The organism is Actinoplanes sp. NPDC051475 (assembly GCF_040689425.1).
Lineage (GTDB): Bacteria > Actinomycetota > Actinomycetes > Mycobacteriales > Micromonosporaceae > Actinoplanes.
Genome location: NZ_JBFAZZ010000029.1, coordinates 1 through 18,357, shown reverse-complemented (window position 1 = coordinate 18,357; position 18,357 = coordinate 1). Strand labels below are relative to the sequence as shown.

Below are 18,357 nucleotides of genomic sequence, written 5' to 3'. Positions count from 1 at the left end.
GATGGCGCACGGGTACTGACGACCTCGCGGGCCGTGGGTCTACGGTGGTTCGGTCCTCAGTGGGCAGTGGGGCGCTCACCGACAGGGTCATTCCTTTAAGGGCGCCGCCGGCCCGTCGGCCTCGGGTCCCGGAGATGGGCCAGCACAGATCGGATCAGCTCATGATCAGTTCCGTTCTCTTCTCCGCTCCGGCCGGATGGGACCGCGTCCGGCGTCGGTGGCACGGCGGTGCCGGAACGGCGTTCTGCGGTGAGCAGACCAGCAGCGGGAGTTGTCTGGTAGGGGGCTTTCCTGCCGGACAACTGCCACCAGGCGCGCCGACGGAGCGGGAGGTGCGACTTCTCGGCAGCGCGGACGCCGGGAGGTCGCATGCCACGCCCTGAGCGGGTCCTGGACGCCGGCGACGGTCCGGTCGCGTCGTTCGCCGCGCGGCTGCGGGAATTGCGGCGCCGGGCGGGAACCCCCGGGTACCGGCAGCTGGCTGAGTCGGCCGGCTACTCCGCCGCCACCTTGGCCCATGCGGCGGACGGGCGGCAGTTGCCCAGCCTGGCGGTGACCTTGGCGTTCGTGCGCGCATGCGACAGCGATCCGGTGCAGTGGGAGCGCACGTGGCGGGTGGTCGCGGCGCAGGTCGCCGCGTCGGGCCGGGACGGGTACGGCGATGCCGAAGCGCCATACCTGGGACTAGCCGCCTACCAGGAGCGCGATGCCGGTCTGTTCTTCGGGCGCGGCGGTCTTGTCGCCCAGATCGTCCGGCTGCTGGAACAGCACCGGTTCGTGGCGGTTTTCGGGGTTTCCGGAGCGGGCAAGTCCTCGCTGTTGCGCGCCGGGGTACTGCCCGCGCTGACGGGCGCGGCAGCCTCGGATGGATCTTTCGATCACTGTGGTGCCGTGCCGGTCGTGCTGACCCCTGGCGCCCGGCCCGTCGTCACCCTGCGCGAACGGCTCGCCGCGGTGCCGGCAGGGATGACTGCGCTGGTCGTGGTGGACCAGTTCGAGGAGGTGTTCACCCTCTGCACCGACCCGGCCGAGCGTACGGAGTTCGTGGACGAGCTGGCGTCGCTGATCGACGGGTCCGGCGGCCGGGCCCGGGTGGTGCTGGGAGTGCGAGCAGATTTCTACGCCAGGTGCGCCGCGTTGCCAGGACTGGCGCCGCTGCTGGCCGGGGCCAACGTGCCGGTCGGGCCGCTCGACGCCGATGAGCTACGGGAGGTCGTCACGGGTCCGGCGCGCCGGACGGGGGTGACCGTGGAGCGGGCGCTGGTCGCCAAGATCCTCGCTGATGCGGCCGGACAGCCGGGTGCCCTGCCGCTGGTGTCCCACGCCATGCTGGAGACCTGGCGGCAACGCCGCGGCAGCGTCCTGACCGCGGCCGGATACGACGCCGCAGGCGGCGTTGCCGGGGCGATCGCGCAGACCGCGGAGAGCGTGTACGCCCGTTTCGACGCCGGGCAGCGGGAGGCTGCCCGGCAGGTGCTGGTACGGCTGGTCGCCCTCGCCGACGGCGTGGACGACGTCCGCCGTCGGGTGAGCCGCGCCGAACTGGACTTTCCGAACGTCGAGGTGGTACTCGACCGGCTCGCCGCGGCCCGGTTGGTCGTGCTGGGCGAGGACACCGTCGAGCTCGCCCACGAGGCACTGATCCGCGCCTGGCCACGGCTGTCCGGCTGGCTGATCGCCGACCGGGAGACGTTGATGCTCCACCGTCAACTCACCGAGGCCGCCCATCTGTGGCGCGATCTGCACCGCGACCCCGGCGCGTTGTACCGGGGTGCCCGGCTGTTCGCCTGGGACGACCGCGACCTCGGACACCTCAGCGGGCTGGAACGGGCGTTCCTGATCGCCGGCCGCGGCCAGCGTGCCCACGAACGAGCCACCCGCCGTCGCCGCGCCCGACTGGCCGTCATCGCCCTGTCCGCCGCTGTGGTGGCGCTGAGCCTGCTTGCCGGCGTGGCGCGCGTCCAAGCGGGCCGTGCCGAGAACGAACGCGATCTCGCGATGTCCCGTCAACTGGTGGCCGAGGCGTCCATCGACGACGATCCGCGTACCGCGCTCACGCTGGCCATCGCCGCCGAGCGCGTGCGCCCCGACCGGGAAACCCGGAGCAGCCTGACCCGCCTGCTGACCGGCACCCACTATGCCGGAACCGTGCCGGGCCATCATCGCGCGGTGCGATCCGTGGCGTTCAGTCCGGACGGCCGGACGTTGGCCGCCGGTGGTGAGGATCGGACGGTGTTGCTGTGGGACGTCACCGACCGTCAACGGCCGGTGCGGGTGGGCGTGCCGTTGACCGGGCACCGGGACAAGGTCAGCGCGGTTTCCTTCAGTCCGGACGGGCGAACGCTGATCACGGGTGGTGAGGATCGGACGGTGTTGCTGTGGGACGTCACCGACCGCCAGCGGCCGGTGCGGTTGGGCGCCCCGCTGACCGGCCACCGGGACAAGGTCAGCACGGTCGCGATCAGTCCGGACGGCCGGACGCTGGCCGCCGGTGGTGAGGATCGGACGGTGTTGCTGTGGGACGTCACCGACCGCCAACGGCCGGTGCGGGTGGGCGTGCCGTTGACCGGGCACCGGGACAAGGTCGGCACGGTCGCGTTCAGCCCGGACGGGCGGACACTCGCCACGGGTGCTCAGGACCGGACTGTGCTGCTCTGGGACGTCACGGACCCCCACCGGCCGATGCGTCTGGGCGCCCCGTTGATCGGCCACGACGGCTTCGTCGTCACCCTGGCGTTCACCGCGGACAGCCGGACGCTGGCCTCCGGTAGCTGGGACCGCACGGTGGTGTTGTGGAACGTGGTGGACCGGGCCCGGCCGGTCCGGATCGGCGCCCCGCTGACCGGGCACAGCTTCCCCGTTGCCTCGGTGGCATTCAGCCCGGACGGCCGGACTCTGGCCACCGGTAGCTGGGACCGCACGGTTGTGCTGTGGGACGTGACGGATCCAGTCCGGCCGGTGCGGCTCGGCACGCCCCTGACCGGTCACCACGACGGGATCGACGCGGTGGCGTTCAGCCCGGACGGCCGGACGCTGGCCTCCGGTAGCTGGGACCACACGGTGATGTTGTGGACCGTAGCGGCCCGGGGCCACCCGGTGCGGCTCGGGGTTCCGCTGACCGGCCATCCGGACCTGCTCACCACGCTGAGGTTCGGCCCGGATTCCCACACGCTGGCCACCGGCAGCGTGGACGGCACAGTGCTGTGGTGGAACACCACCGACCGCAGCCGCCCGGTCCGGCAGGGCATGCTGCCGCCCCGCCGCCAGGGCGCGGTGACCGCCGTGGCCATCGGCCCGGACACCCGTGCGCTGGCCACCGGCGGCAAGGACGGCACGGTGCTGGTGGGGGATGTCACCGAGCCGGGCCGCCCCAGCCGGATCGACACATCCCTGACAGGGCACCACGGTACGGTCGCCTCGGCGGCGTTCAGCCCCGACGGGCGAACCCTCGCCACCGGCGGCGAGGACCGGTCGGTGCAGCTCTGGGACGTCACCGACCGGCGCCGGCCGGTCCGGCTGGGCGTCTCGCCGGCCGGCCACCACAGCAAGGTCACCGCCGCTGAGTTCCGCCCGGACAGCCGGATCCTGGCCACCGGCAGTGAGGACGGCACGGTGCTTCTCTGGGACACCACCGACCGCGGCGGCCCGATCCCCACGGGCACACCGCTGACTGGGCACGACAGTACGGTCAGGTCGGTGGCGTTCAGCCCGGACGGCCGGATTCTGGCCTCCGGTAGCTGGGACCGGACGGTGCAGTTGTGGGACATCTCCGACCCGCGCCGGCCGGTGCGGCTGGGGGCTCCGCTGACCGGCCACCGCGACAAGGTCACCACCGTCGCCATCAGCCCCGACGGCCGGATCCTGGCCTCCGGCGGCTGGGACCGGACGGTGCAGTTGTGGGACATCTCCGACCCGCGCCGGCCGGTGCGGCTGGGGGCTCCGCTGACCGGCCACGACAGCTTCATCAGCGCGATGGCCTTCAGCCGCGACGGCCGGACGCTGGCCACCGGCAGCTGGGACCGGACGGTCATGTTGTGGGACCTGGCGGACCTCGACGATCTCCTCGATGATCCGGCCGGATACGCCTGCGCCGTCGCCGGCCGCGGCCTGGATCGCGACGAATGGGCGCACCACCTTCCCGGGCTGCCCTATCGAAGCACCTGCTCCGGCCACGAGGCCGGCCACCCGTTGTAATCCGCAGTTCCGCACTGGAGGGTCCGCATGCGCAAGATCAGGAGAGAGACACACCGGGCCACCTCTGGGGCTGGGCGCCCCCGATGGCGCACGTTGCTCGCCATCGGCGCGGTTGTCGTCGCCGGCCTGCTGCCCGCCGGATGCTCCCCGGTGTACGCGGTGGACGTGCAAGGCGTGGAAACCCGCGACCTGGACAGTCCCGGCACCGTCTACTACAGCAACCGAGACTGCGGCTTCAGCGCTCGCATCACCGGAGTGGACAGTCGTACGGCCGGTTCCGTGACCCGCGACCTCTGGGTCTTCTGCGACAGTGGCGGCTTCGACTCAGCCGGAACGCCTTTCGGGGGGCCCGGGTTCCCCACCAACACCGCTTCGCTCGTCGCACCGGTACCGGGCACGCTGCCACCGTTGCCGAGCAAGGTGGTCAAGGACTCCACGGGACGGCCGCTCGCGTTCGCCCGTTTCATCATCGGCGGAAACGCCTACCCCACCTGTGGCCAGGGCGAGTACGCGGCAGAGTGGGTCAAGGGCGTCATCCGGCTGCCGGACGGCGACCCGCGCCGCGAGACCGTGCTCGTTTTTTACCAGAACATGTGTGTGAGCCTCAGCCCGCAGTCGTACCGCTTCTTCGACGGCGGCGTTGCGCGCATGAACTGGGACGCCGAGACGCCGGACATCGCCCCGACAGCGACCGTGCTCAACGATCGGCTGTTCGTGCCGGGAAGGTTCGTCAACCAATGGTGGCCGGCCGGCCTGACGCGGAGCGGCGTCTATGGCAGCGCGCCGTACTTCGTCCCGGGCACCGGCGAGCTGAGGGTCGCACAGTGCGGGTCAGCCTCGGACTGCACGTCGGCGCGTTGGTTCTACGACGCACGGCAACCGGTGCAAGCGAACCTGACCAGCGTCGCGCTGCGGGCGAACTGGAGCTACCGAGCCGACGGCCCATCCGGGTCTCATGCCGACGATGTATGGACGGCATTGCCACCGGCCGACGCCAAGCCCGATGACGACTGCACCCCGACCTCCTTCGAGGGGTGCGGCACGGCATACCCGCCCGCCACTGCGGTCCTCAAGGCAGATACTGATCCGCTGTCGCAGGTCTGGGCGGTCCCCTCGGCGGTGAACGTCGGCTCGCACGTGATCATCGCCTATCGACCCGGTCCCGAGCCCGGGACCGGCACGGTGAATGTCGACCACGCAGCCGTACGCACGGACGACGGCAATGGAATCTTCGGTGTTCCGAATCGTGCAGTCCTGCCGGCGGAACACTGTGCGCCCGTCGAGCGGAAAGGCTGCTATGCGGTCGTGCTGCATCCCGAACTCGACCACGACCAGTGGATGTACTTCAGCTATCGCCCGCAGAACGACCTGACCCTGCCGAACGGGACGGTCATCGGATCCATCCGGATCGGCCGGGCCTGCGCGGCCGACTTCACCGGCGGTACGTGTTCGTGACGTCCTGACCACTCTGGCAGACGCGACCGAGTCACGCGCACAAACGACAGCCGGGCCGCTCCTGCGGGCCCGGCTGCACGTCACGATGCAGAACCTTCGATCAATCAGTGCGCACCCCTCATCGTGTCACGATGGCAGATGCGACACGACCGGATGTCAGGGGCCGACGTCGACCGCCCGGTTGTCCCAGTCGCCCAACTCACTTGCCCGTGCGCCACAACCTGAGATGTAGATGGCGCCGCCGACGCCGTCACCGAGGCCACCGAGGTCGTCGCAGGCCTGGTTGTTGATCCATGAGGAGGTCTTGTACTGGAAGCCGTAACCGGCCAGAGATTGCCAGCCCTCGTCCTGGAAGATCAGCCGACGCCCACCGAAGTTCGGCAGGTCGAACAGGCACAGCCAGCCATTGGCGCACTGGTCGTCGAACGTCTCGCCCGTGACGTTGCTGGTGAGCCCCGCCGCGGCCAGGGCGGCGTCGGCCTGCTCATTCGACACGTAGCAGCGCACGTCCTCGGGTGACACGACGGCGCACGATCGTGCGCCATCCCAGTCCCGGCTCAGATCGATCCGGCGACCCTCGAAGGACGCCAGGACACCCGCCGACGCCCCCGGCGACCGGTCGGCCAAGGTGGGGGTCGCCGCCTCGGTGGTGGAGCCGGACGCGGCTGCAGCGGGGGCGAGGGCCGCCGCGACACTGCCGACGGCGAGCGTCACCCCCAGAACGTTGGTACGGAGCCGTGCATTACTCGTCATGGGACTTCCCTTCGAGCGCATCGTTCCCGGCTGATCTATGGACTGCCCAGCGCGGGCTATGCCGTCAGCAGACCAGGGGCAGAAGTTGTCTGGAAGCGGGTACTTCTTCCAGACAACACTCGCTGCAACGCCGTGCGTCGCTCTCGGGCGGGCCGCCGGAGTTCGAGACCGGGCGGTCGACGCCGGGTTCCCAGCAGGTCCTCCGCATGGGCGCCGACGCCGGGCCGGTCAGCCGTAGGCCGGGCGTGGCGGTCGCGAGACGGTGGTCTCGCTCTGCGGCCGGTCGGGCGGGGGTTGCGTCACCGACGCCGCCGTGATCTGCCCGTCACCCATGTGCAGGGTAACGGTGCCGCAGGACGACGAGAGGGTGGTCGTCACCACCGTGTCCGACGAGGTTCCGGGGGAGCGGACCACCGCCGTCGCGGTGACCTCGACCGTGACGGTCCCGTCGCGGCCGCCCGGTACCCGCAGAGCGACGACCGGCTCGACCCGGCCGCCGGCGTCGGGCACCGCGGTCGTGTTCGACCGGTTGACGGGGGCCCGACCGAGCGGGTACGCCGAGTTGGCGGCGACGATGTGCCGCGTCGCGTCGATGCCGGTGACGGGTGCAGGGGCGGCGGCGAGGTCGACGGCCACGGCGACGGCGATGAGGTCGGAGTTGGGCCCGGCGGTTGTAGCGGTGGACGGGCGGATCGATGGCATGGTCGTCTCGGTAGACGGGATGGCCGGCACTTGCCGAGCACCGCCTACTGTGCATCCGCGGATCAGGGCTGAGGCCGCCCGTTCGCGGGCGTCGCGGTGCCGGTCCGGCCAGTCCCTGTCGTCGCAGGACTTCATGCCGAACCCGGCGCAAAGCGCGAGAATCAGCAGCATGCCGATCAGGGACCAGCCGAGCACCGGCACGGGGGCGGGTGTGCCTGGCTCGGTGCGGCGGTGCGTCGCGGTCATCCGCCTACCGCTGCGGTGGCCGTGACGCCGGCGCAGCCTCGTGCGAGGGCTACGCCGACACGCGGCGTGCCCGCCAGACCAGAGCCGTTCGCAGAAGCACCGCCGAGGGTTGCTTTGTCGGTCATGGCTCCAGCGAAGACGATGCCGGTCGGCGGTGTCCAAGACCGATTGCCTACTGGACCATAAGCGCCGCTTATGGCGATGGCCTGGCCGGGTTTGCGCTTGATCTCGCAGCTGATGGTCGAGAGGCGGCGGCCCTGCTCACCCGCGATACCGCTCCAGAACGCCGCTCAAATAAATAATTGATAATAATGAATGTAAGCTTTACATAGAGTCGAGTCGATGCCTACGGTGACAACGCTGTCAGCACCCCGCATCCTCCTCGTCCCCACGGCGGTGACCATGGCACGACGTCCCCTCCTCCTGTCCTGCGCGCTGGCCGTCGCGGTCGTCGGCTCGGCGGTGCCCACTGCTGCGGCCTCGGCCGCCGTGGCCCCGCGTGCGGTCGCCGACCCGGCCGCCGCCGTCAACACCCTCATCGGCACGAACAACAACGGCGAGACGTGGCCCGGCGCCGACACGCCGTTCGGCATGGTCCAATGGAGCCCCGAGAACACGGCGGGCAACCAGACGCGGACCGTCGAGCCCGGCGGTTACGGCTACAACAACACGAAGATCCGCGGCTTCGCGCTCACCCACCTCTCCGGCACCGGCTGCGCCGGCGCCTCCGGCGACATCCCGTTCCTGCCGTACCCCGGCTCGGTCTCCGGCTCGCCCAGTGCGGACAGCTCCGACGCCACGTACGCCAGCACGTTCTCGCACAGCAACGAGACGGGCACCGCAGGCTATTACCGGGTGGGCCTGGACTCCGGCGTCAACGTGGAGCTCAGCGCCACCACCCGCACTGGTGCCGGCCGGTTCACGTACCCATCCGGCAAGCCGGCGACCCTGCTCGTGCGCACGTCCAACTCGGAGGTGGGCAGCACTGCGGCGAGCACCATGATCAACACCTCCGCCCGTACGATCAGCGGCTCGGTGACCAGCGGTAACTTCTGCGGCTACATCAACCAGATCGGCCGGCGCAGCTACTACACGCTGTACTTCGTCGCCGCGTTCGACCACGCCTTCACCAGCACTGGCACCTGGACGAACAGCACGGTCAACGCCGGCAGCACCAGCGCCGGCGGCGGTACCGGCTTGGACTCCGGCGGCTGGCCGGTCGCCAAGCAGGGCTCCGGCGGCTACGTCACGTTCGACACCAGCGGCGGCAGCGCCGTCGGCGTGCGCGTCGGCATCTCGTACGTCAGCCTGGCCAACGCCCAGGCGAACCTCGACGTCGAGAACCCGGCCGGCACCAGCTTCGACACGGTGAAGCAGAAGGCTCACGACGCCTGGAACACCGCGCTGAACCGGATCAGCACCAGCGGCGGCACGAGCGCCCAGCAGGGCACCTTCTACACCGCGCTCTACCACTCGCTGCTGCACCCCAACGTGTTCAGTGACAGCAACGGCCAGTACAAGGGAATGGACCAGAACACCTACACCGTCAGTGGCAGCCAGAAGGCGCAGTACGCCAACTTCTCCGGCTGGGACGTGTACCGCGACCAGGTCCAGCTCATCACGCTGCTGCAACCCGACGTCGGCGCCGACATCTCCCAGTCGCTGTACAACCAGGCGAAGCAGAACAACGGCGTCTGGGACCGCTGGACGCACAACCAGGGCGGCACTCACGTGATGGCCGGCGACCCCGGGCACGCGGCGGTGTCCAGCATCTACGCGTTCGGCGGCACCGGGTTCGACGCCCAGGGCGCGCTGGCCTCCATGGTGCACGCCGCCACCACGGTCACCGCGGACGACCTCAGCCGCGACGGCTGGAACGTCATGGTGGTCGGCGAACGGCCCTCGCTGGACCAGTACCTGCGACTGGGCTACGTCCCCGCCGAAGGCAACGCGTGGGGCGGCGCGGGGGAGACGCTGGAGGACGGCGCGGCCGACTTCGGCATCTCCACGCTGGCCGGTCGGCTGGGCGACAGCTCTAACCAGGCCACGTTCCTGGGCCGGGCGCAGGGCTGGAAGAAGGTCTTCAACCCCGGCAACGGCGGCTACATCCAGGAACGCAACACCAACGGCAGCTGGCCGTCCTTCGACCCGCGGAGCGACGACGGCTTCGCCGAGGGCAGCGCCGCCCAGTACACGTGGATGGTCCCGTACAACGCCAAAGGGCTGTTCACCGCGATGGGTGGCAACGCCACCGCGGCGTCGCGGCTGGACCGGTTCTTCCACGACGCGAACGGCAACTGGGCGCTGTCCGGCGGCGACGGCAGCACCGCCGACGTCAGCAACGAGCCGTCCATCGGTTCGCCGTGGCTGTACAACTTCGCGGGACAGCCGTACAAGACGCAGGCGACCGTGCGGCAGACCGTGAACACGCTGTGGTCGAACACCCCCGGCGGCATCCCGGGCCAGGACGACCTCGGCGCCATGTCCGCCTGGTACGTCTGGGCCGCCGTGGGCCTGTACCCGCTGGCCCCGGGCCGGGCCGAGCTGTTGCTTGCGTCCCCGCTCTTCACCCAGGTGGTCATCCACCGCAGTAACGGCGCGATCCTCACGATCAACGCGCCCGCGGCGGCCACCAACACCCCGTACATCCAGAGCCTGAACGTCAACGGGACCGCCTCGACGAAGCCGTGGCTGCCCGAGTCGTTCGTCTCGTCCGGCGGCACGCTGGACGTCGTGCTCGGGACCAGCGCCAACACGTCCTGGGGGTCGGCCGCGGCCGACGCGCCACCGTCGTTCGACACCGGCTCGGCTCCACCGCCGACCGACCTGGCGCTGAACAAGCCCGCCACCGCGGACTCCAGCTGCGCCAGCAGCGAAACACCGGACAAGGTCGTGAACGGCAGCGTCTCCGGCGGCCTCAGCGACAAGTGGTGCTCCGGCGGGGCGACCAAGTGGTGGCAGGTGGACCTCGGGGCGGCCGTACCGATAAAGACCGTCAAGATCTCGCACGCGGGAGCCGGCGGTGAGTCGACGGCGTGGAACACGCGCGACTACGACATCCAGGTCTCCACGAACGGCAGCTCCTGGCAGACGGTGGTGCAGCAGCGCGGCAACACCGCGACCGTGAGCACCCACGCCGTGTCGGCCACCGCGCGGTACGTCCGGCTGAACGTCCTTGCCGCCGAGCAGTCCGGCGGCGGCGCAGCCCGAGTCTACGAAGTCGAGGTGTACCGATGAGACGTTGCCTGCAGGCCGGCGGCGTCATCGGCACCCTGGTCGCAACGGCGATCGCCGTCCCGGCAGCGTTCGCCGCCACCAGCGGCACCTGGACGGTCAGCGCGCCGTCCGGGGGCAACGCGGCCGTCATCACGCTGACGAACGGCAGGCTCACGTTCGCGGCCACGCGCGGCGACGCCACGGTGCTCTCCCCGGCGCCGATCGGCATCAGCACCAGCGTCGGCGACTTCACGAGCGGGCTCAACTCGGGCACGCGCTCGGACACGGTCGTGACGCAGACGTACACGATGACGACGGGCAAGCAGCGCAGCCGCTCAGTCACCTACAACCAGGCCACGATCCCCTTCACCGGCTCGAACGGGCAGGCCATGAACCTGATCGTGCGGGCCGGCACGGACGGCGTCGCCTTCCGCTACGTCCTGCCGGAGACCGGCACGATCCGGGTCACCGGCGAGACGTCGTCGTTCAGCGTGCCGACGAATGCGCCGGCATGGCTCAACGACGCGACCTCCGACCAGCAGGGCCAGTGGCGGACCACGACCGCCGGCGGCGCGGCTGCCCGGGACTACGACTACCCGGCGCTGTTCAACGTCGGCGGTACATACGTAAGCATCGCCGAGACGGACATCGACGGCCGGTACACCGCCAGCACGCTCAGCCACGGCAGCGGTTCGGGCAGCTACTCGGTGAGCCTCGAGAGCCAGGTGTCCTCCAGCGGCCCGCTTTCGACGGCGTGGCGCACAGCAGCCATCGGCGACCTCGCCGCGGTCACCGTGAGCCGGATCGTCGACGATATGGCGGCGCCGTCGAAGATCTCCGACACCTCGTGGATCAAGCCGGGCCAGGTGGCCTGGTCCTGGATGACCGAGGGCACCGGCGACGAAAACATGGGCAAGAAGTACGTCGACTTCGCCCAGCAGAACGGCTGGCCGTACGTGCTCATCGACGCCGGCTGGTCCCCGAGCTGGATCCCCGACCTGGTCAACTACGCCAAGGCTTACGGCGTCGGCGTCATCATCTGGTACGACTCCAGCGACCTGCAGTCGGACAGCCAGCTGCAACAGCTGAACACGGCCAAGAGCTGGGGCGTCGCCGGCGTCAAGATCGACTACGTGTGGGAGCACACCCAGTCGACAATGCAGTGGTACGACAAGGTGCTGAACCTGACGGCGAACCTGCACCTCATGGTCAACTTTCACGGCACCGAGATGACCCGCGGCATGCAGCGCACCTGGCCGCACGTGATGAGCTCAGAGGCGGTGTTCGGCGCCGAACAGAAGCAGGACAATGCGGCGTTCGACACGATCCTGCCGTATACCCGTAACCAAGTTTCCAGCATGGACTTCACCCCGGTGGACTTCAGCACGGCCATGGGCAACACCACCAAGGGCCACCAGGTCGGCATGGCGGTGGCGTTCGAGTCCGGCTGGCAGCACTACTCGGACAACCCGCAGACATACCGCAGCCAGCCGCTCGCCCTGGCCATCCTCAACAAGACGCCCACGGCCTGGGACGAGACCCTGCTGCTCGGCGGTACCCCCGGCCACGAGGTTTATCTGGCCCGGCGGTACGGCGACACGTGGTTCATCGGCGGCCTGTCGGCCGTCGGCGCCAAAACGTTCACCACGGCGCTGAACTTCCTCGGTTCGAAGCAGTACTTCGCCGAGACGGTGCGCGACAGCGGCAGCTCCCTGACCCGGGACACGGCGACAGTCACGTCCGGCAGCACCCTGTCGGTGTCCGAGGCGGCGAACGGCGGGTTCGTGTCGGTGATCTGCCCGGCGACCCCAGGCATCACCACCTGCCCGAAGCCGGACGGCGGCACCCAACCGCCACCGACCGACAAGGCGCTGAACAAGCCGGCCACCGCCGACTCCAGCTGCAACAGCAATGAGACGGCGGGCAAGGCGGTCAACGGCAGCGTCTCCGGCGGCCCGAGCGACAAGTGGTGCTCCGGCGCGGCCAACAAGTGGTGGCAGGTCGACCTCGGATCGGCGACAGCCATCAACACGATCACGATCAAACACGCTGGAGCCGGCGGCGAGTCGGCGTCGTGGGATACCCGCGACTACGACATCCAGGTCTCCAGCGACGGCAGCACCTGGCAAACCCTGGTGCAGCAACGCGGCAACACCTCCGACCTGACCACTCACCAAGTGTCAGCCACCGCCCGGTACGTCAAGCTCACCGTCCTGGCGGCCGAGCAGTCCGGCGGCGGCGCGGCCCGCATCTACGAGGTGGAGGTGTATTAACGCCTCGGTGATCTTCGGTGCGGCCTGTTGCCCCTCGGCGCCGGCGTCGGCCGTGCCGATGGCGCGTCGGCCGGGCGGCGCCCTCGACGCCCGGGCCGGCCGACGTTCGTCATCACATGATGTGCTTCGGCCGTTGCTCAACTGGTCGGGTACGACGAGTCGGGCTGTGCCGCCACCCAGGTCGCGATGGCGACACGTCGACGCACACCCAACTTCCTCATGATGTTGCGGACGTGGACGTCCACGGTGCGGTGCCCGATGCGTAGCTGCGCGCCGATTTCGGCGCTGGTGAGTCCTTCGGCGACGAGCCGGGCGACCTCGCGTTCACGGTCGGTGAGGCCTTCGGGGCCTGCGGCGGTGACCCGGCGGGTGGTGGGCTCACCCAGGGCGATCCGTACCGCTTGGCCGTGGCCGCGTGAGCCGGCCTCCATCTGCGCGGAAATCTGCTCGTCACTCAGCCACGCTGCGATCAGGGTGTGGGCGTGGGCGTGCCGATCGGCGAGGGGTCGCATCCCGCCAAGGGAGACACCGACTTTGCGTTGGCGGGCGCGGGCCGCGCCGAGCAGCCACGCGGCGCGCTGCGCCTCCTGCTGGGCGTTGTCCGCGCTGTTGAGCCGCGCAGCGATGATCCATGCGCATAGCTCAAGGCTCCACGTCTGACCCCATTGGTCGTCCATGTCGCGTTGCAGGCGCAGCGCCTGGTTGATGAAGTCGGCGGCGCGCGGATGGTCGTGGTTGCGCAGCGCGGCCAGGGCGGCGACCCACAGTGCCCAGCTGATCGCCCAGGGCGCCCCGGACTCGTTGGCCTTGCGCAGAACTCCTCACCGGCAGCGACGGCGGCGGCCGGTTCGGCAGCGAAGGCACACGCCATCGCCCACATACGCCGCCGAGTGCCGGAGCGGTGATCACAGCCATGTTCTTCAACATCGTCTTCTTCGCGTTGAAGTTCACTCGATTAGCGTCGTTCAGATACTCGGCATCCAGCACCATTTTGGCGCTGACGGATGACTGGTGCGCCAGACCCTGCAACGCGGCCGCGATGAACAGTACGACCGATTCGTCAGCCAGCGGAATCGCGACCAGGAAGACCAGAGCCCGCATACTCATGAACCACCGAATCGCACCCAGGGGTGAGAGGAAGCGCGTGTACGTGCCGGCGAAGAGGAGAACCAGGAGGCTAGGGCCTACCGTGGCCAAGCTGATGAACCCGATGCTGGATGCTTTTCCCGTGACGGTGTAGATACCTGCGATGAAGATCGTGAAGCAGGCGATGCCGATGAATCGAAGAATAAAGTCCGACACCAGCAATAGGATGTGATCTCGACTCAAGTGCTGGCGATCCGGAACATCCGGCCATAGGGATGACAATGTGGATTCCGACCCGGTGATTGACACTTTGCTGTCCCGATTCTGAGTTGGCAGATAGGCGGTCTTACGGCGCGACGCTCCTGCTGCTCTGCACGCACTGTGCATCATGCAGAGCAGCAGAAGCACCAGAGATCCGGGGCAGCCTCAGGCCTTCAGGCTCAGGAGGACTCCGTGGGGTTCACGATGAGGACGGGAGATTCCTTTCCGCCGTTGCCCACATTGAAAACCTGGTTGGTGTGCGACCTGCTCACCAGCCCCGCGAACTGCGAGCCGAAGAAGAAGGCGTCCACTCCGAAGTACTCGGAGGCCTCAGCGCCAGTGGAATCGAGCACTCCCAGGGCCGGACGGGTCGGCAGGTCACACTTCACCTGAAGTACGCCATGCTTTGCCCGCGTGTCCTCCACGGCCTTTGCCCAGTCGTACTTGCTCGTGCCGTCGCCGATGTAGACGCCACTGCCCCTCGTCAGCAGGTCAGCCTTCAGAACCATGGAGTTCTGGGCCCCTGTCAATAGAGAAGTGTGTCCCTCACCTGCGGCGGCGGCGTCCTCGATGAGACGCGTGTACGGGACCGATTCCTGGATGATCGCAATCTCTTCGTCCGTGAGTTCCAGGAACGTGTTCCACCCAGGATCCGAAACCAGAGCCAAGGCTCGCTTCGCCTCGGTGAGGAAGGTGGCACCCCACGAGTTGAGGAACTCCGTCCTGCTGCACAGCGACGCTTCGATCCAGCCGCGGAGATCCGGGTTGCTGGGATCAATCAGGCGAGCCGGTAGCTTGTTGTAGATCAGCGCAATAGGCTTCCCCCGGAGGTAGCCGCGATCACCCTCGACCGAGATGTCGCGGATATCGCCGAGGAACAACTCTCCTGCCGGGAGCACACCCTGATCACGTAGCTCCGCATGGCGCCGGCGCAGGGACTCCAGCTCGTTCGTGTGCACACCATGGGAGTTCAGGATGGCGATATTTGGGTTATCGCAGTCGATCTCAGTTGCCTTGGCCGCCAGGAACGTGACGAATCCCTCCGGTCGGTCGACAGCGAACTCCGCGATGTCCTCGCCGGCGCACACTTCTTCGCCGAAGGGCGTGGCCATCCATGCGTCCCGGATCCTGGCGCAGTGGATCACGCCGCCAGGGCATCCGGTATTGGTCTCCATGAAGCTCCACTTGCCCTGCGCGCCGGAGACAGCGTCGTAGCGCATCAGCTGAATGTGATCCAACTGGCGCCGTTCCGAAGCTATCAGGTCCCAGAACTTGTAGTAGGGCGTGAAGAATCGGTGCATCGGACCGTCGAGCTTGCCCTTCCGGTGCTCCGCAACGAAGAGGTCGAGGGCGCGGTTGAGGACGTTGCGGACGCACGCCCCGGACCGTTCGAGGTTTGCCGCATCCTCAGCGAGCACCACTGTAGGCATCAGTGAGACGGGAAGGTCTTTCCCCTCGAAGGTGATCCCGTGCCCCTCAAGATTCTCCGCAATCAGCCGAGCTGCCTTCTGGAGGCTCTCCTCGTCGCCGTGAATCTGGATCCTGCGCTTGATCCGCTCGATCTGGGGTGACACGTCCTGTGCGAGATGTTCGATGGCGGTCGTCATGATGAACTCCTCGATGGCGGAAGTTTCTCAGCTTGCGGGCCGAACCGGCCAGATTGGCCCTAGCAAATATCCCGGACCCAAAAGCAATGTGGTTACGCGTATGCCAAGCACTCCGGAGAAGGAGGGGCGGCATGCCGACTGCGGTGACCCCTACCTCTCAGTCAGGGTTGGGGATCAGTTCGGTTGACGCGAAGGCGTTCCCAATACCGACTATGACGATGCTTGCCATCCTTTCCAGTGCCTTAGGCGCGGGTGAGTACCGCGTAAGTATCGATTGCATTCTCCGGGACATCGATCATGATGACGGATCGTGGTATCAACGCCCTACTTTCCGCCTACTCGTGCGGAAGGCTGGGCTGCCGCACGCACGACGACGCACCGCTGGCATCGTGCCTGCAGCGCGGGGTGGGGGACCAGGTGCCGGCACGGGTTCTTCGCGTCTGCCATCCCGACAGGAAGAGGCAGCTCCTGTGAGGTCGTGGATCTGGCCTCGGACGGTTTTGCACTCTTGATGTGATGTCGGATGCGACCCGCGGCAGTGTGCCTAGTTGACGGCAGCGTCGGTCTGCATCACCGTCCCGGTCGCTGCTGCTGGCCACCCTGGACTCATCTCCTGGCGCCGCGCGCGTCGGTCGCGGTGGCAAGTTCATCACGACGGGTGTCATCGCAATCACGCCGAACCGAGCTGTGAACCAAGCGGTGCCAAGCCTGGACGTGGCGGCTATCACGTCGGCGAGCCGATGCAAGCGACCGAAGGGATGCCAGGCAGGCCTCAATTAGAAACGAGCATCGGCAATGGCCCTTCCGCAATCACCGGAGTTCTTGCACGTTCTTGAGGGCGGCCAGGTCGCCTACCTTCGCCGGGCAGCCCGCTGAGTTCTGGGCCGTCATGAAGCGCGGCGGCCAGGGCCTGATCTGCCGCATTGAGCCCTTGAGGGTGCTGGTGTCGGCGAGGTCGGCGACGCGGGACCCGGAGAATCGGCGAACAGCCTGAAGCCTCACGGGCGGCCATGGGCTGGGCCGCTTCAGCGGCGCCGCTCGCGACCACGGCGATGTGGCTGTTTGCTATCCCCAAGCCGTCCGGGTCAAGGGGAGGACTCGTGTTGGGATCGCCCATTGCACGTGGGAGCCGCTGATCTGCTTCCGCGCTGCTCTTGTAGGGTTCGGTCGCATCGTCCCTGTACTGATGTAGCGGCGGATAGCGACCCGTCCCGTTTCTGCCGTATCACTCGTTCCGCCCCCGGCCGGCGCGGGCAGGAGGCATGGGACCGGCCCGGTTCACCGGTGCGGTGCCGAAGTAGTCGCTCTTCTTCGGTTGCTCCACCGGGGATCGAGGCCCGCGCTGGCGCGGAATCTCGACCATGCGCGGGATGTTCTTCGCGCAGTGGATGTAGGCCTCCTGAACCCTGGCGACGATCCAGAGCCGGGCGCGTTGTCCCGGCGGGGTGTCCGCCTGGTGCCCGGGATCCTGGATGATCTCCGCCGTACCGTTGACGTGCAATCCGATGACCTCGTCGAAGTCGACGAACAACAGGCCGACGCGGGGGCTCTCGGTGATGTTGCCGAGGCTCGCCATGACTCCGTTGCCGCGGTATTCCGGCCAGCTGAGGTGTTCCTCGTCGAGCACCCGGACGAACCCGGGCGGCCCGGCCCGGAACGAGTTGTCGCAGCTGCCGCTCAGATCGGCCGTGGCGAGGAACATCATCGTCTGCCGTCCGATGAAGGACTGCATCCTGTTGTTGAGGTGGGGCAGGACCTGGCGCGTCTGAAAGGCGTCGGCCTGCTGCCGGGTGCCGAGGGTGTGCTGCAGTTGTCGCTCACCGCGGTTCATGAGGACCCTCCTGGTGGCGGATACTTCCTGCCCCGCAGTGTCGTACCGTAGTCACCCAGTTGCAGTGCGTTGCAACTTGCATTGATCGTTAGTTTCGGGTCCCGGTCCCAGGGGCGCGTGACCTGCCCCGGCGGCGCAAACGGGCTGGTAGGAGTTTCTCCAGGTTTCCAGAGCCGGTCCGGCGCAGGCGCCGACCCCGCGGCCGGCCTGCTACTTCTCACTTGTCCGGCAGATCACGCCATTCGGCGGGGTAGCGGAGCTTTATCACCCGCTGCGCGAACGGCGCGAATCCGAACAGGTCGCAGATCTCCGCCGCCCGGTCCCGCCCCCGGATCACCGAGCAGCAGAGTACGCCCGCCGCGGTACGGCGACGCCGGACCGGGCATGGTGGTCCCCGCCCACGGCACGATCACCCATCCACGCAGTCGTCCGCGCCGAGGCTGGGAAAGCTGATCGGGTCCCACTGCACGCACGCTGACCGTGGGCGAACCTCGTCACCACGGTGTCGGTGGACAGTATTGCCCGAGCCATTCAGTCCACGTGACCTGCATCGTGAACCTATGGGAGTCCTCAAGTGGGGCGTCGGGCGACCGATTCAAGCGCACACCGAGGCGGGCCGGTCTGTCGTACAACCGGGTGGCACCCGGGTGGGCACTGGTGGTGCACCGTGCGCCCTGGAATCTCTTTCACATGCCCGGCCGACAACGAGCCGGACAACGTGGGGGAGATCAGA

General features: G+C 68.4%; 10 protein-coding genes. 4 read left to right on the top strand and 6 right to left on the bottom strand.

The genetic code is table 11. From position 1 onward, the window contains the following. The first annotated feature begins 369 nt into the window (after positions 1–369). Together AB0368_RS36530 and AB0368_RS36525 are read left to right on the top strand one after the other, a co-directional pair. Positions 370–4,194, top strand: a complete 3,825-nt coding sequence (locus AB0368_RS36530; protein ID WP_366158624.1) for a hypothetical protein — start codon at positions 370–372, stop codon at positions 4,192–4,194. A gap of 93 nt (positions 4,195–4,287) precedes the next feature. After that, entirely contained in the window at positions 4,288–5,649 is a 1,362-nt protein-coding gene (locus tag AB0368_RS36525) for a hypothetical protein (protein ID WP_366158623.1), read from the top strand. A gap of 156 nt (positions 5,650–5,805) precedes the next feature. On the opposite strand, the gene AB0368_RS36520 is transcribed toward AB0368_RS36525, so the two are convergent. Together AB0368_RS36520 and AB0368_RS36515 are read right to left on the bottom strand one after the other, a co-directional pair. Then, on the bottom strand, positions 5,806–6,363 hold the full coding sequence (locus AB0368_RS36520) for a peptidase inhibitor family I36 protein (protein WP_366158622.1): 558 nt from the start codon (positions 6,361–6,363) through the stop codon (positions 5,806–5,808). Positions 6,364–6,630: 267 nt separating this feature from the next. Continuing rightward, entirely contained in the window at positions 6,631–7,350 is a 720-nt protein-coding gene (locus AB0368_RS36515) for a hypothetical protein (RefSeq protein ID WP_366158621.1), read from the bottom strand. A 342-nt stretch (positions 7,351–7,692) separates the two neighbouring features. Between AB0368_RS36515 and AB0368_RS36510 the strand changes: the two genes are divergently transcribed. Both AB0368_RS36510 and AB0368_RS36505 read left to right on the top strand, forming a co-directional pair. Continuing rightward, complete coding sequence (locus tag AB0368_RS36510) at positions 7,693–10,587, top strand: GH92 family glycosyl hydrolase (RefSeq protein ID WP_366158620.1); 2,895 nt, start codon at positions 7,693–7,695, stop codon at positions 10,585–10,587. Further along, complete coding sequence (locus AB0368_RS36505) at positions 10,584–12,839, top strand: glycoside hydrolase family 97 catalytic domain-containing protein (RefSeq protein ID WP_366158619.1); 2,256 nt, start codon at positions 10,584–10,586, stop codon at positions 12,837–12,839. The genes AB0368_RS36510 and AB0368_RS36505 overlap by 4 nt, the downstream gene beginning before the upstream one ends. Before the next feature lie 137 nt (positions 12,840–12,976). On the opposite strand, the gene AB0368_RS36500 is transcribed toward AB0368_RS36505, so the two are convergent. The 4 genes from AB0368_RS36500 to AB0368_RS36485 form a co-directional block, all read right to left on the bottom strand. Further along, positions 12,977–13,516 (bottom strand): helix-turn-helix transcriptional regulator, encoded by a 540-nt coding sequence (locus AB0368_RS36500; RefSeq protein WP_366158618.1) that lies wholly within the window; start codon positions 13,514–13,516, stop codon positions 12,977–12,979. Next, complete coding sequence (locus tag AB0368_RS36495; RefSeq protein WP_366158617.1) at positions 13,482–14,333, bottom strand: hypothetical protein; 852 nt, start codon at positions 14,331–14,333, stop codon at positions 13,482–13,484. Before AB0368_RS36495 ends, AB0368_RS36500 begins: the two co-directional genes overlap by 35 nt. A 32-nt stretch (positions 14,334–14,365) precedes the next feature. Next, positions 14,366–15,793, bottom strand: a complete 1,428-nt coding sequence (locus tag AB0368_RS36490) for a hypothetical protein (protein WP_366158616.1) — start codon at positions 15,791–15,793, stop codon at positions 14,366–14,368. A 1,225-nt stretch (positions 15,794–17,018) separates the two neighbouring features. Beyond that, the gene (locus AB0368_RS36485; RefSeq protein WP_366158615.1) at positions 17,019–17,624 is read right to left on the bottom strand and encodes a pyridoxamine 5'-phosphate oxidase family protein; all 606 of its coding nucleotides are present in this window, start codon (positions 17,622–17,624) and stop codon (positions 17,019–17,021) included. Positions 17,625–18,357: the final 733 nt, after the last annotated feature.